Origin of the sequence: Kineosporia sp. A_224, from assembly GCF_002198655.1 — a bacterium.
Lineage (GTDB): Bacteria > Actinomycetota > Actinomycetes > Actinomycetales > Kineosporiaceae > R-H-3.
The window spans coordinates 56,256-72,119 of sequence record NZ_MWLN01000204.1; the positions used below are offsets into that span (position 1 = coordinate 56,256).

17 protein-coding genes are annotated in these 15,864 nt (G+C 75.9%); 13 read left to right on the top strand and 4 right to left on the bottom strand.

The features are described from left to right. The first annotated feature begins 43 nt into the window (after positions 1-43). From EDJALFJO_RS25175 to purL, 9 genes are all read left to right on the top strand, one after another. Positions 44-448: a YciI family protein gene (locus EDJALFJO_RS25175; protein WP_088289113.1), complete on the top strand. Its 405-nt coding sequence runs from the start codon at positions 44-46 to the stop codon at positions 446-448. A 22-nt stretch (positions 449-470) separates the two neighbouring features. Beyond that, positions 471-1,697 (top strand): RNA polymerase sigma factor, encoded by a 1,227-nt coding sequence (locus EDJALFJO_RS25180; protein ID WP_088289071.1) that lies wholly within the window; start codon positions 471-473, stop codon positions 1,695-1,697. 63 nt (positions 1,698-1,760) lie between these two features. Beyond that, positions 1,761-2,942 (top strand): OmpA family protein, encoded by a 1,182-nt coding sequence (locus EDJALFJO_RS25185; RefSeq protein WP_088289072.1) that lies wholly within the window; start codon positions 1,761-1,763, stop codon positions 2,940-2,942. 59 nt (positions 2,943-3,001) lie between these two features. Next, entirely contained in the window at positions 3,002-3,160 is a 159-nt protein-coding gene (locus EDJALFJO_RS25190) for a ribbon-helix-helix protein, CopG family (protein ID WP_088289073.1), read from the top strand. Between the two features lie 45 nt (positions 3,161-3,205). Continuing rightward, positions 3,206-3,571, top strand: coding sequence for a VOC family protein (locus EDJALFJO_RS25195; protein WP_369812579.1), 366 nt, complete (start codon positions 3,206-3,208; stop codon positions 3,569-3,571). A 45-nt stretch (positions 3,572-3,616) separates the two neighbouring features. Then, positions 3,617-3,886, top strand: a complete 270-nt coding sequence (locus tag EDJALFJO_RS25200) for a DUF2277 domain-containing protein (RefSeq protein WP_088289075.1) — start codon at positions 3,617-3,619, stop codon at positions 3,884-3,886. Between the two features lie 109 nt (positions 3,887-3,995). Then, positions 3,996-5,090 carry a hypothetical protein gene (locus tag EDJALFJO_RS25205; protein WP_088289076.1) on the top strand — a complete coding sequence of 365 codons (1,095 nt, stop codon included), beginning with the start codon at positions 3,996-3,998 and terminating at the stop codon, positions 5,088-5,090. Between the two features lie 2 nt (positions 5,091-5,092). After that, on the top strand, positions 5,093-5,638 hold the full coding sequence (locus EDJALFJO_RS25210) for a hypothetical protein (RefSeq protein ID WP_088289077.1): 546 nt from the start codon (positions 5,093-5,095) through the stop codon (positions 5,636-5,638). A gap of 44 nt (positions 5,639-5,682) precedes the next feature. Next, positions 5,683-8,034 (top strand): phosphoribosylformylglycinamidine synthase subunit PurL, encoded by a 2,352-nt coding sequence (gene purL, locus EDJALFJO_RS25215; protein WP_088289114.1) that lies wholly within the window; start codon positions 5,683-5,685, stop codon positions 8,032-8,034. Between the two features lie 15 nt (positions 8,035-8,049). Here purL and EDJALFJO_RS25220 read toward each other — a convergent pair whose 3' ends face one another. After that, complete coding sequence (locus EDJALFJO_RS25220) at positions 8,050-8,895, bottom strand: thioesterase family protein (protein ID WP_088289078.1); 846 nt, start codon at positions 8,893-8,895, stop codon at positions 8,050-8,052. Between the two features lie 68 nt (positions 8,896-8,963). Here EDJALFJO_RS25220 and EDJALFJO_RS35800 point away from each other — a divergent pair, with 68 nt between their 5' ends. Further along, positions 8,964-10,511 (top strand): diguanylate cyclase, encoded by a 1,548-nt coding sequence (locus tag EDJALFJO_RS35800; RefSeq protein ID WP_088289079.1) that lies wholly within the window; start codon positions 8,964-8,966, stop codon positions 10,509-10,511. A 39-nt stretch (positions 10,512-10,550) separates the two neighbouring features. Here the strand turns inward: EDJALFJO_RS35800 and EDJALFJO_RS25230 are convergent, their stop codons facing one another. From EDJALFJO_RS25230 to EDJALFJO_RS25240, 3 genes are all read right to left on the bottom strand, one after another. Continuing rightward, positions 10,551-11,615, bottom strand: a complete 1,065-nt coding sequence (locus EDJALFJO_RS25230; RefSeq protein ID WP_088289080.1) for a LacI family DNA-binding transcriptional regulator — start codon at positions 11,613-11,615, stop codon at positions 10,551-10,553. A 256-nt stretch (positions 11,616-11,871) separates the two neighbouring features. Continuing rightward, the gene (locus tag EDJALFJO_RS25235) at positions 11,872-12,660 is read right to left on the bottom strand and encodes a GNAT family N-acetyltransferase (protein WP_088289081.1); all 789 of its coding nucleotides are present in this window, start codon (positions 12,658-12,660) and stop codon (positions 11,872-11,874) included. 34 nt (positions 12,661-12,694) lie between these two features. Further along, the gene (locus EDJALFJO_RS25240; protein ID WP_088289082.1) at positions 12,695-13,366 is read right to left on the bottom strand and encodes an aspartate/glutamate racemase family protein; all 672 of its coding nucleotides are present in this window, start codon (positions 13,364-13,366) and stop codon (positions 12,695-12,697) included. A 91-nt stretch (positions 13,367-13,457) separates the two neighbouring features. Here EDJALFJO_RS25240 and EDJALFJO_RS25245 point away from each other — a divergent pair, with 91 nt between their 5' ends. From EDJALFJO_RS25245 to purF, 3 genes are all read left to right on the top strand, one after another. After that, positions 13,458-13,826, top strand: coding sequence for a sterol carrier family protein (locus tag EDJALFJO_RS25245; RefSeq protein WP_088289083.1), 369 nt, complete (start codon positions 13,458-13,460; stop codon positions 13,824-13,826). Positions 13,827-13,922: 96 nt separating this feature from the next. Next, positions 13,923-14,207, top strand: a complete 285-nt coding sequence (locus EDJALFJO_RS25250) for a hypothetical protein (protein WP_088289084.1) — start codon at positions 13,923-13,925, stop codon at positions 14,205-14,207. Between the two features lie 28 nt (positions 14,208-14,235). Further along, complete coding sequence (gene purF / locus EDJALFJO_RS25255) at positions 14,236-15,828, top strand: amidophosphoribosyltransferase (protein WP_088289085.1); 1,593 nt, start codon at positions 14,236-14,238, stop codon at positions 15,826-15,828. The last annotated feature ends 36 nt before the right edge of the window (positions 15,829-15,864 follow it).

Below are 15,864 nucleotides of genomic sequence, written 5' to 3' on the forward strand. Positions count from 1 at the left end.
TGTGAGGCTGCCACCCCGGCACCTCGACGACGAGGAGGACACCATGCCCCGCTTCATGCTGCTGCAGAACTTCGAGGGCGGCGCCGGCTGCGACGTCCCGATGTACGAATGGGCCCCGCAGGACGTCGAGGCGCACATCCGGTTCCAGGTCGACCTCAACGCCGAGCTCGACGCGGCCGGCGAGCTCGTCGACGCCCAGGGCCTGTCCGGCCCGGACCTCGCGAAGGTCGTCACCGCCGACGGCGTCTGCGCGCCGGTCGTCACCGACGGCCCGTACCTGGAGGCCAAGGAGTTCCTCGCCGGGTACCGGGTCGTCGACGTCGACTCCCTCGACCGGGCGCTGGAGATCGCCGCCCGGGCCTCGGCGGCGCCCGGTGCGAAGGGCGTCCCGATCCAGCAGCCGATCCACGTGCGCCAGATCATGGCCGTGCCCGGGTCGGACTCCTGACCGCAGCCCCGCCGGCGCCGTCGTGACCGACCGCACCGAGGACCTGCTGCGCGACCTCGCGCCGCGGGTCCTCGGCGCGCTCGCCCGGCGCTGGGGCGACTTCGCGGCGTGCGAGGACGCCGTCCAGGAGGCGCTGCTCGCCGCCGTCGGCGCCTGGGCCCCGCCGCCCGGCGGGGCCGGCGTGCCCGCCGACCCGACGGCCTGGCTGCTCCAGGTGGCGCACCACCGGCTCGTCGACCACTGGCGCAGCGAGACGGCGCGGCGCCGGCGGGAGGAGGTCGTGGCGGTCGAACCGCCGCCCGCGGACGCGACGGCGACCGACGACACGCTCGTCCTGCTCCTGCTGTGCTGCCACCCGGCCCTCACCCCGGCGTCCGCGGTGGCGCTCACGCTGCGCGCCGTCGGCGGCCTGACGACGGCGGAGGTCGCCCGGGCCTTCCTCGTGCCGGAGAGCACGATGGCGCAACGGATCTCGCGGGCCAAGGCGACCTTGCGGGCGCAGGCGGCACCGTTCGCGATGCCGCCCGCCGACGAGCTCGCCGACCGGCTGCGCGTCGTCCTGCACGTGCTGTACCTCGTCTTCAACGAGGGCTACACGAGCACGGGCGGGGAGGGGCTGCACCGGGTCGAGCTCTCCGCGGAGTCGATCCGGCTGACCCGGCTGCTGCACCAGGCCCGACCGGACGACGGCGAGGTCGCCGGGCTCCTCGCGCTCATGCTCCTCACCGACGCCCGGCGCCCGGCACGCACCGGGCCCGCCGGTGAGCTCGTCCCGCTGCCCGAGCAGGACCGCTCGCTGTGGGACGCCGCCCTCGTCGCCGAGGGGGCCGCCCTCGCCGACGCCGCGCTGGCCCGGCGCCCGATCGGCGAGTACGCGCTGCAGGCCGCGATCGCCGCCGTCCACGACCGGGCGCCGTCCGCGGCCGCGACGGACTGGCGGCAGGTGCTCGCGCTCTACGCGGCGCTCGAGCGGCTGTCGGGCAACCCGGTCGTCACGCTCAACAAGGCGGTGGCGCTCTCGATGGTCGAGGGCCCGGACGCCGCCCTCGCGCTGCTCGCCACCCTCGACGGCGGCCCGCTGGCCGCCGGGCACCGGCTCGACGCCGTCCGGGCGCACCTGCACGAGAGCGCCGGCGACCACGTCGCGGCCGCCGCCGCGTACGCCCGCGCGGCCGGCCGGACGACGAACGTCGCCGAGCGCGACTACCTCACGCTGCGTGCCGCGCAGCTGCGCATCACGGGGCCGTGAACCTTTCGGGCCCGGCGGTCCTCCTACCGTGTGTCGTCCGTCCGGCCATGACCAGGAGTCCCGATGCGCACCGTGACCGCCCCCGCCCGCCCGCTGCTCGCCGTCGCCGCCCTCGGGCTCGCCGTGGCTCTCACCGGCTGCAGCGGGGCGGGCGTCCGGTTCACCCCCGCGACCTCGACGGCCGCCGAGGGCGCCGCCGGGGCCGACGCGCCGGGCGCCGCCGGCGGCACCGACGCGGCCGCGAGCACCGACGAGATCCGGCTCCCCGAGTTCCCCGTCTACCGGGTGCCGGACGTCTCCGCGCTCACCGCCGCCGCGACCCGCACCCGCTCCGCGATCGCTGCCGCCGTGCCGCTCCCGCCCGGGGTCGAGGTGACCGGGGCCCGTTGCGACGCGAAGGGTGCCGTGGTCAACCGGGCGGGCGCCAGCGGCGAGGGGCAGACGATCACCGACGCGGGCGTCAGCGACATCGACGCCGACGGCGGCGGCCAGCTCGTCGGCGACGAGGTGATCTACGACGTGGCCGCGGACGGGTCGGGCCAGATCACCGCACCGGACGCCGTCCTGGCCGTCGAGGCCGACGGCAGCGGTCAGTACACCGGGGAGATCGTCTACCAGGTGGAGGCCGACGGCTCCGGCTCGGTCGTCGGCGAGGACTCCTACGACGTCGCGGCGGACGGGTCCGGCCGCTGGGTCGGCGCGGCGGGCGTCGTCGAGAACAACGGCGACGGGTCCGGTAGCTGGATCGGGGAGTACGGCGAGGTGGTCGTCAACGGTGACGGCACGGGGACGATGAACGACGCCCCGATCACCATCGCGCCGATGCCGAAGTTCGCCCTCCTCGGGACGCTCCCGAAGCTGGCGAAGCTCAAGCCCGTCGGCCGGCCCTGCGGCACCCTGATCCGGATCTCGGCGGGCCTGCTCTTCGACTTCGACTCCGACGCCGTCCGACCCGAGGCGCAGGAGGTGCTCGCGGGCGTCGCGACAGCCCTGGGCGGCACCACGAAGCGCGTGCAGGTCGACGGCCACACCGACTCCAAGGGCAGCGACGCCTACAACGAGGACCTCTCGCTGCGCCGGGCGCAGGCCGTCGTCGACGCGCTCACCGCGGCCGGGCTCGACGCCCCGATGACGGCGCGTGGCTTCGGCGAGACCCGGCCGGTCGCCGCGAACAGCACGGGCGGCAAGGACGACCCGGCGGGCCGGCAGCTCAACCGCCGCGTCGAGATCGTCGTCCCGTCCTGAGCCCGACCGGTCCAGATGCTCGCTTGCTAGCACTCTAGCTCAGAGGTACGCTCGGCCTCGTGCCGGACGACGACAAGCAGCAGTTCAACGTCTACCTGCCGGGGACCCTGGTCCGGCAGGTGAAGCACGCCGCGGTCGACGCCGAGCAGTCGCTGTCGAGGTTCGTCGAGGAGGCGCTTCGGGAGCACCTCGCGCGCCTGGGCGAGGAGCCGTCGTGAGGGGCCGTCGTGAGGGGCCGTCGTGAGGGAGCAGCCGTGAGAGTCATGCCGATCCGGTACAGCGCCGACGTCGCGGCGGCGATCGCCTTCTACCGGGTGCTGGGGCTGGACCCGGGCGCCACCGCCGCGTCGGGCGTCTGGGCCGACCTGCCCGCGACCTCCGGCTCGCTCGCGCTGCACCGGGCCGAGCCGCCGGCCGACCGCGGCCCGGCCGGGGAGCACGGGCCCGGCTGGTGCGAGCTCGCGCTCGTCACGGACGAGCCGCTCGGCGCCGTCCACGCCCGGCTCGTCGCGGCCGGCTACGCGCCCGACGCCGTCGTCGACGAGGCGTTCGGCCGGTCGTTCCGGGTCGCGGACCCGGACGGCGTCGTGGTCCAGGTCAACGAGCACGACGAGAACCTGCACGGCTGACCACTCTCCTGACACCTGCCCGCGCCCCGGGCTAGCGTCGGTCGCATGTGCCGAAACATCCGCCCCCTGCACAACTTCGCGCCGCCGGCGACGCCGGACGAGGTGCATGCGGCCGCCGTCCAGTACGTCCGCAAGGTGAGTGGCTCGCCGAAGCCGGCCAAGGACAACACCGAGGCGTTCGACCGGGCCGTCGAGGAGGTCGCCGCGGCGACCCAGCGGCTGCTCGACGCCCTCGTCGCGCACGGCGCGCCCAAGGACCGGGAGGTCGAGGCGGCCAAGGCGCGGGCGCGGGCCGCGGAGCGGTACGCGCGCTGAGTGCGACGGGGCTGCGACGGGGCTGCGACGGGGCTGCGACCGGGACCGCGCCCGGGCGGTGACCCGCTGGTGACCCGGCGGTGACCGCGGCTGCCTAGCGTCCGGCCGCATGACCTCGACGACCCTCCGCCGTGCCCTGCCCGCGGCCCTCGTCCCCGTTCTGCTGCTGTCCGGCTGCGCCCTGCCGTTCGGGGCGGGCGCCGGCACCGCCGGTCCCACGGACAGCGGTTCCGCCGCACCGTCCCGGCCCGCGCCGAGCGTCACACCGCTCGCGGTGCCGGGCCCACCGGCACCCGTCGACTACGCGGGGATGGAGTACACCGTCACCCAGGTCGTCCTCCACGCGCCCTTCGCCGTCGGCGACGCGGTCACCGGGTCGACGGCTGTCCCGGCACCGTTCCCGTCCGGTGAGCAGCCCGGGGTGCTCGTCCGGTTCAAGGTGCGGAACACCACCGAGACGTGGCAGCTGTCCTTGGCGCAGATCGGGCTGACGAAGGGCGGTGACTCCGTCGAGGCGCAGATCCGCCCGTCGCGGGGCGACGAGGTCGTGCAGTCCGGGACGACGGTCGAGGCCTACGCGTACCTCGACACCGTCGACCCGGCGTCGCTCGACGGCTGGACCCTCGACGTCCACGAGTCCGGGACCGTCCCCGCGGTCTTCCCGGCCGCGGGTGCGCCGGCCGCCACCCCGGCCTACCCGGTGCCGGCGACCGTCGGGCCGGTCGGGAAGGTCCTCACCGGCAACGGCGGCGGTGGCGCCACGGTCACGGTGACGGACGCCGCGTACGGGCTCGACGGGCTGCCCGCGTACGGCGGCCGGGCCCGCACGGGGACCCGCTTCCTGAACCTGCGGCTGCGGGTGGCCCACCGCCAGGTCCCGACGTACTACGCCACCGGCGTCTACTTCACCTTCCGCCAGGACCTGCGGGCCGTGGTCGACGGGGTCTCGGTGCCGATGAAGCGCTGCGAGGACGCCGCCAACGGCCAGGAGAACAGCACCCTGCTCCAGGTCGGGGCCACGGCCGAGGTCGTCTGCGCCGTGGAGGTGCCGGTCGGCGCGGCCACCGTGGCGGTGTCGGCCGGCGACCCCGGCAGGGGCAGAGCCGCCGTGCGGACCGCGCCGGTGACGTCCCCGGCGCTGCCACCGGTCGACTCCGAGGCACCCGCGGCGTCCGGTTCCGCGTCCCCGACCGCGGCGGCCTGACCGTGGCCGCGCGCGTCGTCGTCCAGCTGCCGACCGGGCCGCTGCTCCCGGCCCCGCCGCCGGTCGCGGGACCGCCGCAGGACGTCGTCTGGAGGCTCGCCGTGCGCTCGGAGACGGCGTCCGTCATGGTCGCCCAGACCGTGACGATCGCGCAGGACGGTGAGTGGGAGCTGCGGACCCGGGTGGACGTCGCCGCCGGCGCCGCGCGGCGCCGGCGGCAGGTGCAGGGCCGGGTCGTCCTCGACCTCGACGGGCCCGGCGGCGGCCGCGTCGTCCTCATCGGCAGGCCGCAGACGCTCGCCAGGACGACACCGTCCGCGGTGTGGTTCGACCGCGGCACGGAACCCGGGCTCGGGTCGCTGCTCCCGCTGCTGCGGGCCGGGGGCCGGGCGCACCACGGGATCGCCACCTCGACCCGCCGGCACCTGTTCCTGTGGTCGACGGAGCACGACGTCGGCCCGACGACGACGTGGGGCGCCCGGGCGTCGGTGCGCCGGACGCCGCCCGGGTGCCGGGCGGCGCCCGGGCCGCCCCACCCGTCGCGATAGCGTGGGCGCCGTCCGACCCCGCGCATCCCCCTGGACCGGAGACCGTGACCAGCGCCGAGACGACCGAGTCGACCGCACCGACCCCATCGACCGTCGGCGGACCGACCCTCGACACCGTCGAGCAGGCCACGACGACGCCCGACGTCGTCCAGCCGTACCGCGACCTCGGCCTCAAGGAGGACGAGTACGACCGGATCCGGGAGATCCTCGGCCGCCGCCCGACGTCGTCCGAGCTCGCCATGTACTCGGTCATGTGGTCCGAGCACTGCTCGTACAAGTCGAGCAAGGTGCACCTGCGCCAGTTCGGCGACAAGACGACCGAGGAGATGCGCTCCAAGCTCCTCGTCGGGATCGGCGAGAACGCCGGCGTCATCGACATCGGCAACGGCTGGGCCGTGACCTTCAAGGTCGAGAGTCACAACCACCCGTCGTTCGTCGAGCCCTACCAGGGCGCCGCGACGGGCGTCGGCGGCATCGTCCGGGACATCATCTCGATGGGCGCCCGGCCGGTCGCCGTCATGGACTCCCTGCGCTTCGGCGACCTGCACCACCCGGACACCCAGCGGGTCGCGCCCGGTGTCGTCGCCGGCGTCGGCGGCTACGGCAACTGCCTGGGCCTGGCGAACATCGGCGGCGAGGTCGCGTTCGACCCCTGCTACCAGGGCAACCCGCTCGTCAACGCGCTCGCCCTCGGCGTCCTGCGGCACGACGAGATCCACCTCGCGAACGCGACCGGCCTGGGCAACCTCGTCGTCCTCTTCGGCGCCCGCACCGGCGGCGACGGCATCGGCGGCGCCTCGATCCTCGCGAGCGAGACCTTCGAGGAGGGCGGCCCGACGAAGCGCCCGGCCGTCCAGGTCGGGGACCCGTTCGCGGAGAAGGTGCTCATCGAGTGCTGCCTCGAGCTCTTCGCGGCCGAGGTCGTCACGGGGATCCAGGACCTCGGCGCGGCCGGGCTGTCGTGCGCGTTCAGCGAGCTCGCGAGCAACGGGGACGGCGGCATGCTCGCCATGCTCGACGACGTCCCGCTGCGCGACCCCTCGCTGCGCCCCGAGGAGATCCTCATGAGCGAGTCGCAGGAGCGGATGATGGCCGTCGTCCGGCCCGCCGACCTCGACACGTTCCTGAAGATCACGACGAAATGGGACGTCGAGGCGACCGTCGTCGGCGAGGTCACCGACACCGGGCGGCTCGTCGTCCGCTGGCGCGGGCAGACGATCGTCGACGTCCCGCCGCGGACCGTCGCCCACGAGGGCCCGGTCTACCACCGCCCGTACGCCCGGCCGGCCTGGCTCGACGCGCGGCAGGCGGACGTCCCCGACGCGCTGCCCCGGCCCGCCTCCGGTGACGAGCTGCGGGCCCTCCTGCTCCGGATGGTCGGCTCGCCGAACCTCTGCAGCCGGGCGTGGGTCACCGACCAGTACGACCGGTACGTCCGCGGCAACACGGCGCTCGCGATGCCGGACGACGCGGGCGTCGTGCGGGTCGACGAGGAGACCGGGCTCGGCGTCGCGATCGCCATGGACTGCAACGGCCGCTTCGGTGCGCTCGACCCCTACGAGGGGGCGCGCCTGGCGCTCGCGGAGGCGTACCGCAACGTCGTCACCGCCGGCGCCCGGCCGGCCGGTGTCACCGACTGCCTGAACTTCGGCTCGCCCGAGCACCCGGACTCGATGTGGCAGTTCGAGCGGGCCGTCACGGGCCTGGCCGACGGCTGCCTCGAGCTGGGGATCCCGGTGACCGGCGGCAACGTGTCGTTCTACAACTCCACGGGCGACGTCGCGATCCACCCGACGCCCGTCGTCGGCGTCCTCGGGGTGCTCGACGACGTCGCGCGCCGGACGCCGTCCGGCTGGCGCGAGCCCGGGCAGGCGGTCTACCTGCTGGGCACGACCCGCGAGGAGCTGGCCGGTTCGGAGTGGGCGTGGGTCGAGCACGCCCACCTCGGCGGCCTGCCCCCGGCGGTCGACCTCGGCGCCGAGCGCACCCTCGGCGACGTGCTCGTCGCGGCGGCGCACGAGGGCCTCGTGTCGGCCGCCCACGACGTCTCCGACGGCGGCCTCGCGCAGACCCTCGTCGAGGCCTGCCTGCGGTACGGCGTCGGCGCCCGGGTGCGGCTCGACGAGGTCTGCGCGCGGGACGGCGTCACGCCCTTCGTCGCGCTCTTCGCCGAGTCGACGGCGCGCGCTGTCGTCGCCGTGCCGGCGGACCGGCAGGCCCGGTTCGCCGACCTGTGCGCCGCGCAGGGCTACCCGCTCGCCCGGATCGGCAGCGTCGACGACGCCGCCGGGCCGGACGGCGGCCCGGGCCTGACCGTCGAGGGCCTGTTCACGCTGTCGCTCGAGGAGCTGGCGGCGGCCCACAGCGGGACGCTGCCGGCGGTCTTCGGCGCCTGAGGGCCGGACGGTCGGTCAGACGGCGCGGACCAGCGCGAGCTGGTGGCCGACGGCGACGAGCCGGCCGGTCGAGTCCCAGACGTCCGTCGTCTCGTCGACCGCACCCGCGCCGACGCTGCGGGCGACGTGCCGGACGACGACCGGTCCGGGCGCGGGGACGGCCCGGACGAACACCGACAGCTGGAGCGTCGGGACCCAGCCCAGGTGCAGCCCGGGCACGTCGAAGGTCGCCGGTGGCAGGGCGTCCGCGACGAGGAGCAGGGCGAGCGGGTCGAGGTCGCGGCCGTCGTCGAAGGTCACGTAGCCGCGCAGCTCGCCCGCACCGCTCGGGCTGCCCATCGCGAAGCCGAGGGTGGCCGGGTCGAGGCGCTGGTCGAGCGGGCCCATGAGCGGGACGTCGAAGCCCGGCCCCTTCGGCGGCAGCCGGACGCACGCCTCGCGGTCCGGCATCGGGGGCCGCGCGGGGCCGGGCACGAGCGGGTCGTCCGGCCCGAGGGTGCCCGCCGTGACGAGCGTCTCCAGGCAGGTCGCGCCGTCCGCGACGAGCCGCGCCCGGACGACGGCCGTCGACCGCCCGCGGCGCAGCACCTCGGTCTCGACGGTGGCCGGGCCGAACGCAGCGGCGGCGGCGAAGGCCCCCGTGACCGCGACCGGCTCGAGCGCGGGCCGGGCGGCGTCACCGTCGGTGGCCGCACCGCCGCCCGCCGCCGCCAGGGCGGTCATCGCGGCCCGTGTCGTCACGCTGAGCAGATACCCACCGTTCGCCCGGCCGCCGATCGACCACTGCGGGTCTATCGTGATCGCGAACGTGCCCCCGCCCGTGGCCCGTACCGCTGTCGCGTCGTCGAAGGCGCTCGTCACAGCCGCAGCCTAGGGCGGTCATCCGGGTGCGCCATCAAGGGGGAGCCCGGGGAGGCCGACTCAGGAGCATGAGGCCGCAGCAGCCAGGTGCCGCGGCCCTGGTGCGGCGGGCCGCCCTCGTCGCGACCGGGGTCTACCTGAGCGCGCTCCTCGTCGGGCCGAGCGGTCACCACATCTGGCGCGAGCTGGTCCTGCAGGTCCTGGCGATCGAGCTGTGCGCCGCGTACGTCTGGGTGCTCGCGGCCCGTGACCGCAGGCACCGCGGCTGGCGGGTCCCGGTCGCCGTGTGGATCACCTTCTTCGGGCTCGGGAACGTCGTCGCGAACGCGCACACCGGCGACGTGCAGCCGCAGTGGACCGTCGTCCCCAGCCTGCTCCTCTACGTCGTCTGCTACCCGTTCGCCGTCGTCGCGGTCGCCATGCTCCTGCGCGGCCGGCTGCGGGCCGCCCGCCCGGGCCCGGCGGTCGACGCCGTCGTCGGCGCGCTCGCCATCGGGGCCGCGTTCGTCTGCTTCGTCGTCCCGCCGGCGGTGGAGTCGGCGCGCGCGGGCGGCGTCCCGGTGGCGCTGATCCTCGCCTTCCCGATCTGCGACGTCGTCGTCCTCACGCTGCTCGTCGCCGGGATCGCCGTCTCCGGCCCGGAGCGGATCTCCGGCTGGTTCGCCCTGGGGATCGCCCTGTTCGGCTCTGCGGACTGGTGGTTCGTCGTCCGGATCAGCCTGGGCGACTGGCAGACCGGGACACCCGTCGACGGCGTCTGGGTGCTCGGCGCCGCCGTCGTCTCGCTGCTCGCCGCGCCGGTGCCCGACGGCAACGGCCGCACGGCGAGCCGCACCTGGAGCGCGGCCGCGCTCGTCGTCCCGTTCGCCGCGTCGTTGACCGCCCTGACGATCCTCGCGGTCGGCTCCCGGGCCCGGCTGCCGATGGCGGGAGTGGTCCTCGCGGTGACCGCGATCCTCGCCGCCCTCTCCCGGCTGGCCCTCGCCTACACGTCCGAGCGCCGGCACGCCGAGGCCCACGTGCAGGCCCGCACCGACGAGCTCACCGGGCTGGCGAACCGGCGCGGCCTCTACGAGGCGCTGGACGCCGCCCTCGAGCCGCCGCTCGCCGTGCCGGTCGTCGTCCTGCTCGGGGACCTCGACCGGTTCAAGCAGGTCAACGACACCCTGGGGCACTCCGCCGGGGACGACCTGCTCCGCGAGGCGGCGCTGCGGCTGCTGGCCTGCGTGCCGGAGGACGCCGTGCTCGCCCGTCTCGGCGGCGACGAGTTCGCGGTCCTCCTGCCCGTGCCGGACGGCGACCCGCGCGACGGCGGGCACGCCCTCGCGCTGGCGCTGGTGCGCACGCTGGACGCGCCGTTCTCGGTCGGCGGCGTGCGGGTGTCGGTCTCGGTGACGTTCGGCGTGGCGCACGCCCCGGACGACGACGGGCCGGTCGCGCGCGGCGACCTGCTGCACCGGGCCGACCTGGCGATGTACTCGGCGAAGCGGACGCCGCGCCGTGTCGCCGTGCACGGGCGGCCTCCCGGCGACGCGCCGCAGGACGTCCACGCGGGCACGCACGGCGTCCCGCGGCCGGCCGGCGAGCCCTCCGGACTGCCCGCTCCCGGGGCCTGACCCGGCGCTGACCCGGCCCTGCCGCCGCCGGGCCGGCCGTCAGCGCGGCGGCGGGATCTCGCCCGAGCCCCGGCGCACGAGCGTCGTCGGCACGACGTGCAGCTGGGTCGGTGACGTGTCGCCGGCGAGCCGGGAGAACAGGACGCTCGCGGCGAGCTTGCCGATCGCCGTCGGGTCCTGGGCGACGACGGTGACGCCGGGCGTCACGAGGTCGGCGAGCGGGAAGTCGTCGAAGCCGACGAGCGCGACCGTGCGCTCGGCGCCGAGCCGGCGCAGCGCGCGCAGGGCCCCGATCGTCACGAGGTTCTGCGCGGTGAACAGCGCCGTCGGCGGGTTCGGCCGGGTGAGCAGCGTGGACGTCGCGCCGTCCGCGACCCCGGTGTCGGTGAGGTCGTGGACGACGATCGACGGGTCGATCTCGAAGCCCGCGGCGGCGAACGCGTCGAGGTAACCCTGGTAGCGCTCGCTCGCCGTCCAGATCGCCTGCCGGTCCCCGAGGAAGGCGACCCGGCGATGGCCGCCGGCGAACAGGTGCCGGACGCCCTCGGCGGCACCGCTGCGGTTCGTCGCGACGACGGAGTCGACGTCGACACCGCGGCAGGCCCGGTCGACGCAGACGACCGCCGTCCCGGCCCGCACCTCAGCCTCGAGGTAGGACTGGTCGTCGCTCGCGGGCACGAGGATGAGGCCGTCGGCGCGGCGGGCGGCGAAGGCCCGGGCCAGCTCCCGCTCGCGCTCCGGGTCCTCGTCGAGGCTCGCGGAGAAGACGACGACGCCGCGCGGCATGGCGACGTCCTCGACCGCGCGCTGCAGCGCCGACGAGAACGGGTTGGCGACGTCCTCGACGAGCAGGCCGACCGTCGCCGTCTTGCCGTCGGCGCGGCGCAGGCTGCTCGCCCCGACGTTCGGGCGGAAGTCCAGCTCGGCGACCGCACGCCGGACCCGGTCGGCGAGGGCGGGGGAGACGCCCGGCTCTGCGTTGACGACCCGGGAGACGGTCTTGAGGCTCACCCCGGCGCGGGCGGCGACGTCCCGCATCGTCGGGCGGCGGAACTCGCCCCCGTCGACGCCCGCTCGGGCGGTGTCGTCGGTGGAGGCGCTCATCTCGTGGGACCCCTGTCGGCTGTCGCGCCGCGCGGCGCACGTGCATCACGGTCTGGGGCCGAACCCGACGGGGCGGGGCCGTCGCCACTGACGGTGTCCGGAAGGGCTCATCGTCGCGACTGGCTGACAAGGTTGTCAACCGGTGGCGTGCTCAGGGATGCCGTCGTGGCCCCGGGTGCGGGGCACGTCCGGGGGTCGTGCCGGGTCTGCGGTGGATCACGCGTGTTCGCGCCCGCGACCACGTTGTCTGCGACGGTCAGTACGCGGGCTTGCGGTACGCCTGGGCGCTGCCCCGGTCCGGGGCGAAGCCGACGCTGCGGTAGACCCGGCCGGCCGGGTTGGTCGCCTCGGTGACGATGACCCAGCGGCGGGCCCCGCGGTCGGCCGCCCAGCGGGCGGCGACGCCGAGCAGGTGGCCCGCCAGGCCGCGGCGCCGGTGCTCGAGCTCGGTCCCGACCGACTGGTACCGGGCGTCGTCCCCGCAGCGCACGATCCCGAGGTCGGCGACGAGCACGCCCTCGTGGAAGGCCCCGAACCAGGCCGCGTCGCCGCGCTCGCAGACGACCCGGCGGGACGCCGTCTGCGCCCGGACGAAGCGTTCGTGCCCTTCGGCGGGGTACTCGCCGGTGCGGGCGTTCTCGCGCTGCTCGTGGGCGGTGTGCTGCTCCCAGTCCTCGTCCGTGACGAGCCGGTGGACGGTGTAGCCCGGCGGGGCCGGCAGCAGCTCCGGCAGCTCCCGGGTCGTCAGGACGTCGTCGAGCCCGACCTCGAGGCCGAGGGCTGTCCACGGGGCGAGGTCGGCCGGCAGCCGGGGCAGCCCGAGCGCGACCCACCTCGCCTCGGGGAAGGTCTGCGCGAAGACGCCGAGCCAGTGCCCGGGGTCGTCGATCCGCGCGTCGTCGAGCACGAAGAGGCAGTGCCCCCAGTGGAAGCTCGGGTTGTTCGGCGTCCGGACGACGAGGTGGTCGCCGCGGTCCTCGACGGTCGAGCCCATGAGCACGTCGACGGCGAGGTCGGTGGCCCAGCCGGGCGGGAGGTCGCGCATGCGCACGACGCTAGCGGCGGCCGGGCCCGCGGGCTCAGGGGTTTACGGCCGGACCGCCGCCTCCGGCGAGCAGCGCCACCGCCGCGGACACGGCCGCGGCCGGGCTGGCGAGCACCGGGACGCCGCCGCCGGCGAACCGGGCCGCGACCGGGGCCATGCTCGCCTGGGCCAGGACGACGACGTCCACCGTGCCGGAGCGCACGAGGGCCCCGACGTGGGCGGCGACTGCGTCGAGGTAGCCGTGCACGTCGCCGGCCTCGAAGAGCGGCCACGCCGCCGGGCACGGTGCGTCGACGAGCGTCGCCCCGCTGCCCACGGCCGCCGCCTCCGCGCGCAGCAGCGCCCGGGTCGGGCCGACCGTCGACCCCACCGCCGCGACGACACCGACCCGCCCGCCGCCGGCGACCGCGGCGCGGGCCATCGGCCGGTCGACCCGCAGCACAGGCACGCCTGCCGGCGCCTGCTCGGCCACGGCCCCGATCGTCGAGCAGGTGCAGACGACGACGTCGGCGCCGGCCGCCGCGAGCTCGCCGACCCGTTCGGCGACCCGGGCCCGGACGGCGTCCACGCCGTCCGCGCGGGCGTCGGCGAGCAGGTCCGCGTCGACGACGTGCACGTCGTCGACGCCGGGCGCGGCCGCCCGGGAGAGGCCGCGGAACGTCTCCACATGGACCGGCGCGGTGTGCAGGAACCCGAGCGTCGGCATGGCGGTAGTGCACCACGCCGTCGGGGGCGACCACCGGACCGCGGCATCCCCGTGTGGACCGTGCCCCGGCCCGCTTGGCAGGATCGGCGCCGTGCCGCCGCGCCGCAGGATCGACCCCGCCGACGGGCTCGCCGCCGTCACGGCCTGGCGGACGGCGCCCGACGGCGTCCCGCCGCCGCGCCCGGTGCTCGCGACCGCCGTCCGCTGGACCCTCGCCGAGCTCGCCGACCGCTACCCCGGCGGGGCGTGCGAGGTCCGGGTGCCGCCGTTCGGGGTCGTCCAGTGCATCCCCGGCCCCCGGCACACCCGCGGCACCCCGCCGAACGTCGTCGAGACGGACGCCGACACCTGGCTCGCCCTCGCGACCGGCCGCACGACGTGGGCGGACGCCGTCGCGACCGGCCGGGTCAGCGCGAGCGGCGAGCGGGCCGACCTCTCCGGCCTGCTCCCCCTGGAGTGATCCGCTCCTGTCGACCCGATCCGGGCTGCGGACCCGGGATCGGGTCGACGAGCGCGGACCGTGCGGGGCGGCGGCCCGTCGGCTAGCGTCGTCCGGGTGAGCGACACCCCCGCGGCCGACCCGGCACCGCAGCCGAAGCTGCCCGACGGCGCCGTCGAGGTCCGGCTGCGCCGGGCGCCGAGGTACGCCCCGTTCGTCGGGACCGGGGTCGTCGTGGGGGTCGTCCTCGGCGTCGTCGTGGCGCTCGCGTTCGACGACCCGGCCCAGACCGCGGAGTTCTCGACGGGCACCCTGGTGCGCTACTTCGCGGCGATCCTCGGCCTCGTCGGCGGCGTCGTCGGCGCCGCGGCCGCCCTGCTCGTCGAGCGCCGCCGCCGGTAGGCCCCTGCGGCTGTGTGACACTGGACCCGTGGCTCGCGGCGACGGACGGCTCTCCCACGACCTCATGCCCGGCGAGAAGGGCCCCCAGGACGCATGCGGCGTCTTCGGGGTCTGGGCCCCCGGTGAAGAGGTCGCCAAGCTCACCTACTTCGGGCTCTACGCACTGCAGCACCGCGGCCAGGAGGCCGCCGGGATCGCGGTGAGCAACGGCCGCCAGCTCCTCGTCTACAAGGACATGGGCCTGGTCGCCCAGGTCTTCGACGAGAACGCGCTGTCGACGCTCCAGGGGCACATCGCCGTCGGGCACTGCCGCTACTCCACGACCGGCGGTTCGACGTGGGAGAACGCGCAGCCGACGATCGGTGACACCGCCTCCGGCACCGTGGCGCTGGCCCACAACGGCAACCTGACGAACTCCAAGGACCTGCGCCGCTGGCTCCTCGACCACCTCGGCGAGGGCGTCGACGAGCAGAACCGGGCCGAGTGGCAGCGCGGCAACTCCACGGACACCGCGCTCGTCACGGCGATGCTCGCCGGCGACCCGGACCGCACCCTCGAGGCCACCGCGCTGGAGATCCTGCCGTTGCTCAAGGGCGCGTTCAGCCTCGTCTTCATGGACGAGGAGACCCTCTACGCCGCCCGTGACCCGCACGGCATCCGCCCGCTCGTCCTCGGCCGCCTCGACCGCGGCTGGGTCGTCGCGAGCGAGACCCCCGCGCTGGCGACCATCGGCGCGAGCTACATCCGCGAGATCGAGCCCGGCGAGCTCGTCGCGATCGACCGCGACGGCCTGCGCTCCAGCCGGTTCGCCGAGGCGACCCCGAGCGGCTGCGTCTTCGAGTACGTCTACCTCGCGCGGCCGGACACGACGATCGCCGGCCGCAGCGTGCACGCCTCCCGGATCGACATGGGCCGCCGGCTCGCCGCCGAGCACCCGGTCGAGGCCGACCTCGTCATCGGTGTCCCGGAGTCCGGCGTGCCCGCGGCGGTCGGCTACGCCGAGGCGAGCGGGATCCCGTACGGCCAGGGCTTCGTGAAGAACTCCTACGTCGGCCGGACCTTCATCCAGCCGAGCCAGACCCTGCGCCAGCTCGGCATCCGGCTCAAGCTCAACCCGCTCACCGACGTCATCAAGGGCAAGCGGCTCGTCGTCGTCGACGACTCGATCGTCCGCGGCAACACCCAGCGCGCCCAGATCCGGATGCTCCGCGAGGCCGGCGCCGCCGAGATCCACGTCCGGATCTCCAGCGCGCCGGTCACCTGGCCCTGCTTCTACGGCATCGACTTCGCCAGCCGCGCCGAGCTCATCGCCAACGGCCTCAAGGTCGAGGAGATCCGCGCGAGCATCGGCGCCGACAGCCTCGGCTACATCTCGCTCGAGGGCATGGTCGCCGCGACCCACCAGCCGGTCGAGCGGCTCTGCACGGCCTGCTTCACCGGCGTCTACCCGGTGGCCCTGCCGGACGCCGCCCAGCTCGGCAAGCACTCCCTCGAGGACGCCGCCGAGCAGCCCGAGCTGCCCTTCGAGCGGAGCAACGGCGTCCGGGTCACGGGCCGGGACGCCGAGGGTGTCAGCACCGGCCTGGCCGGTGGCGCACCGGACGCGCTCACCCGCCCCTGACCTGCGGCGGCGAATCTGACCCGATCGGGTCACGGA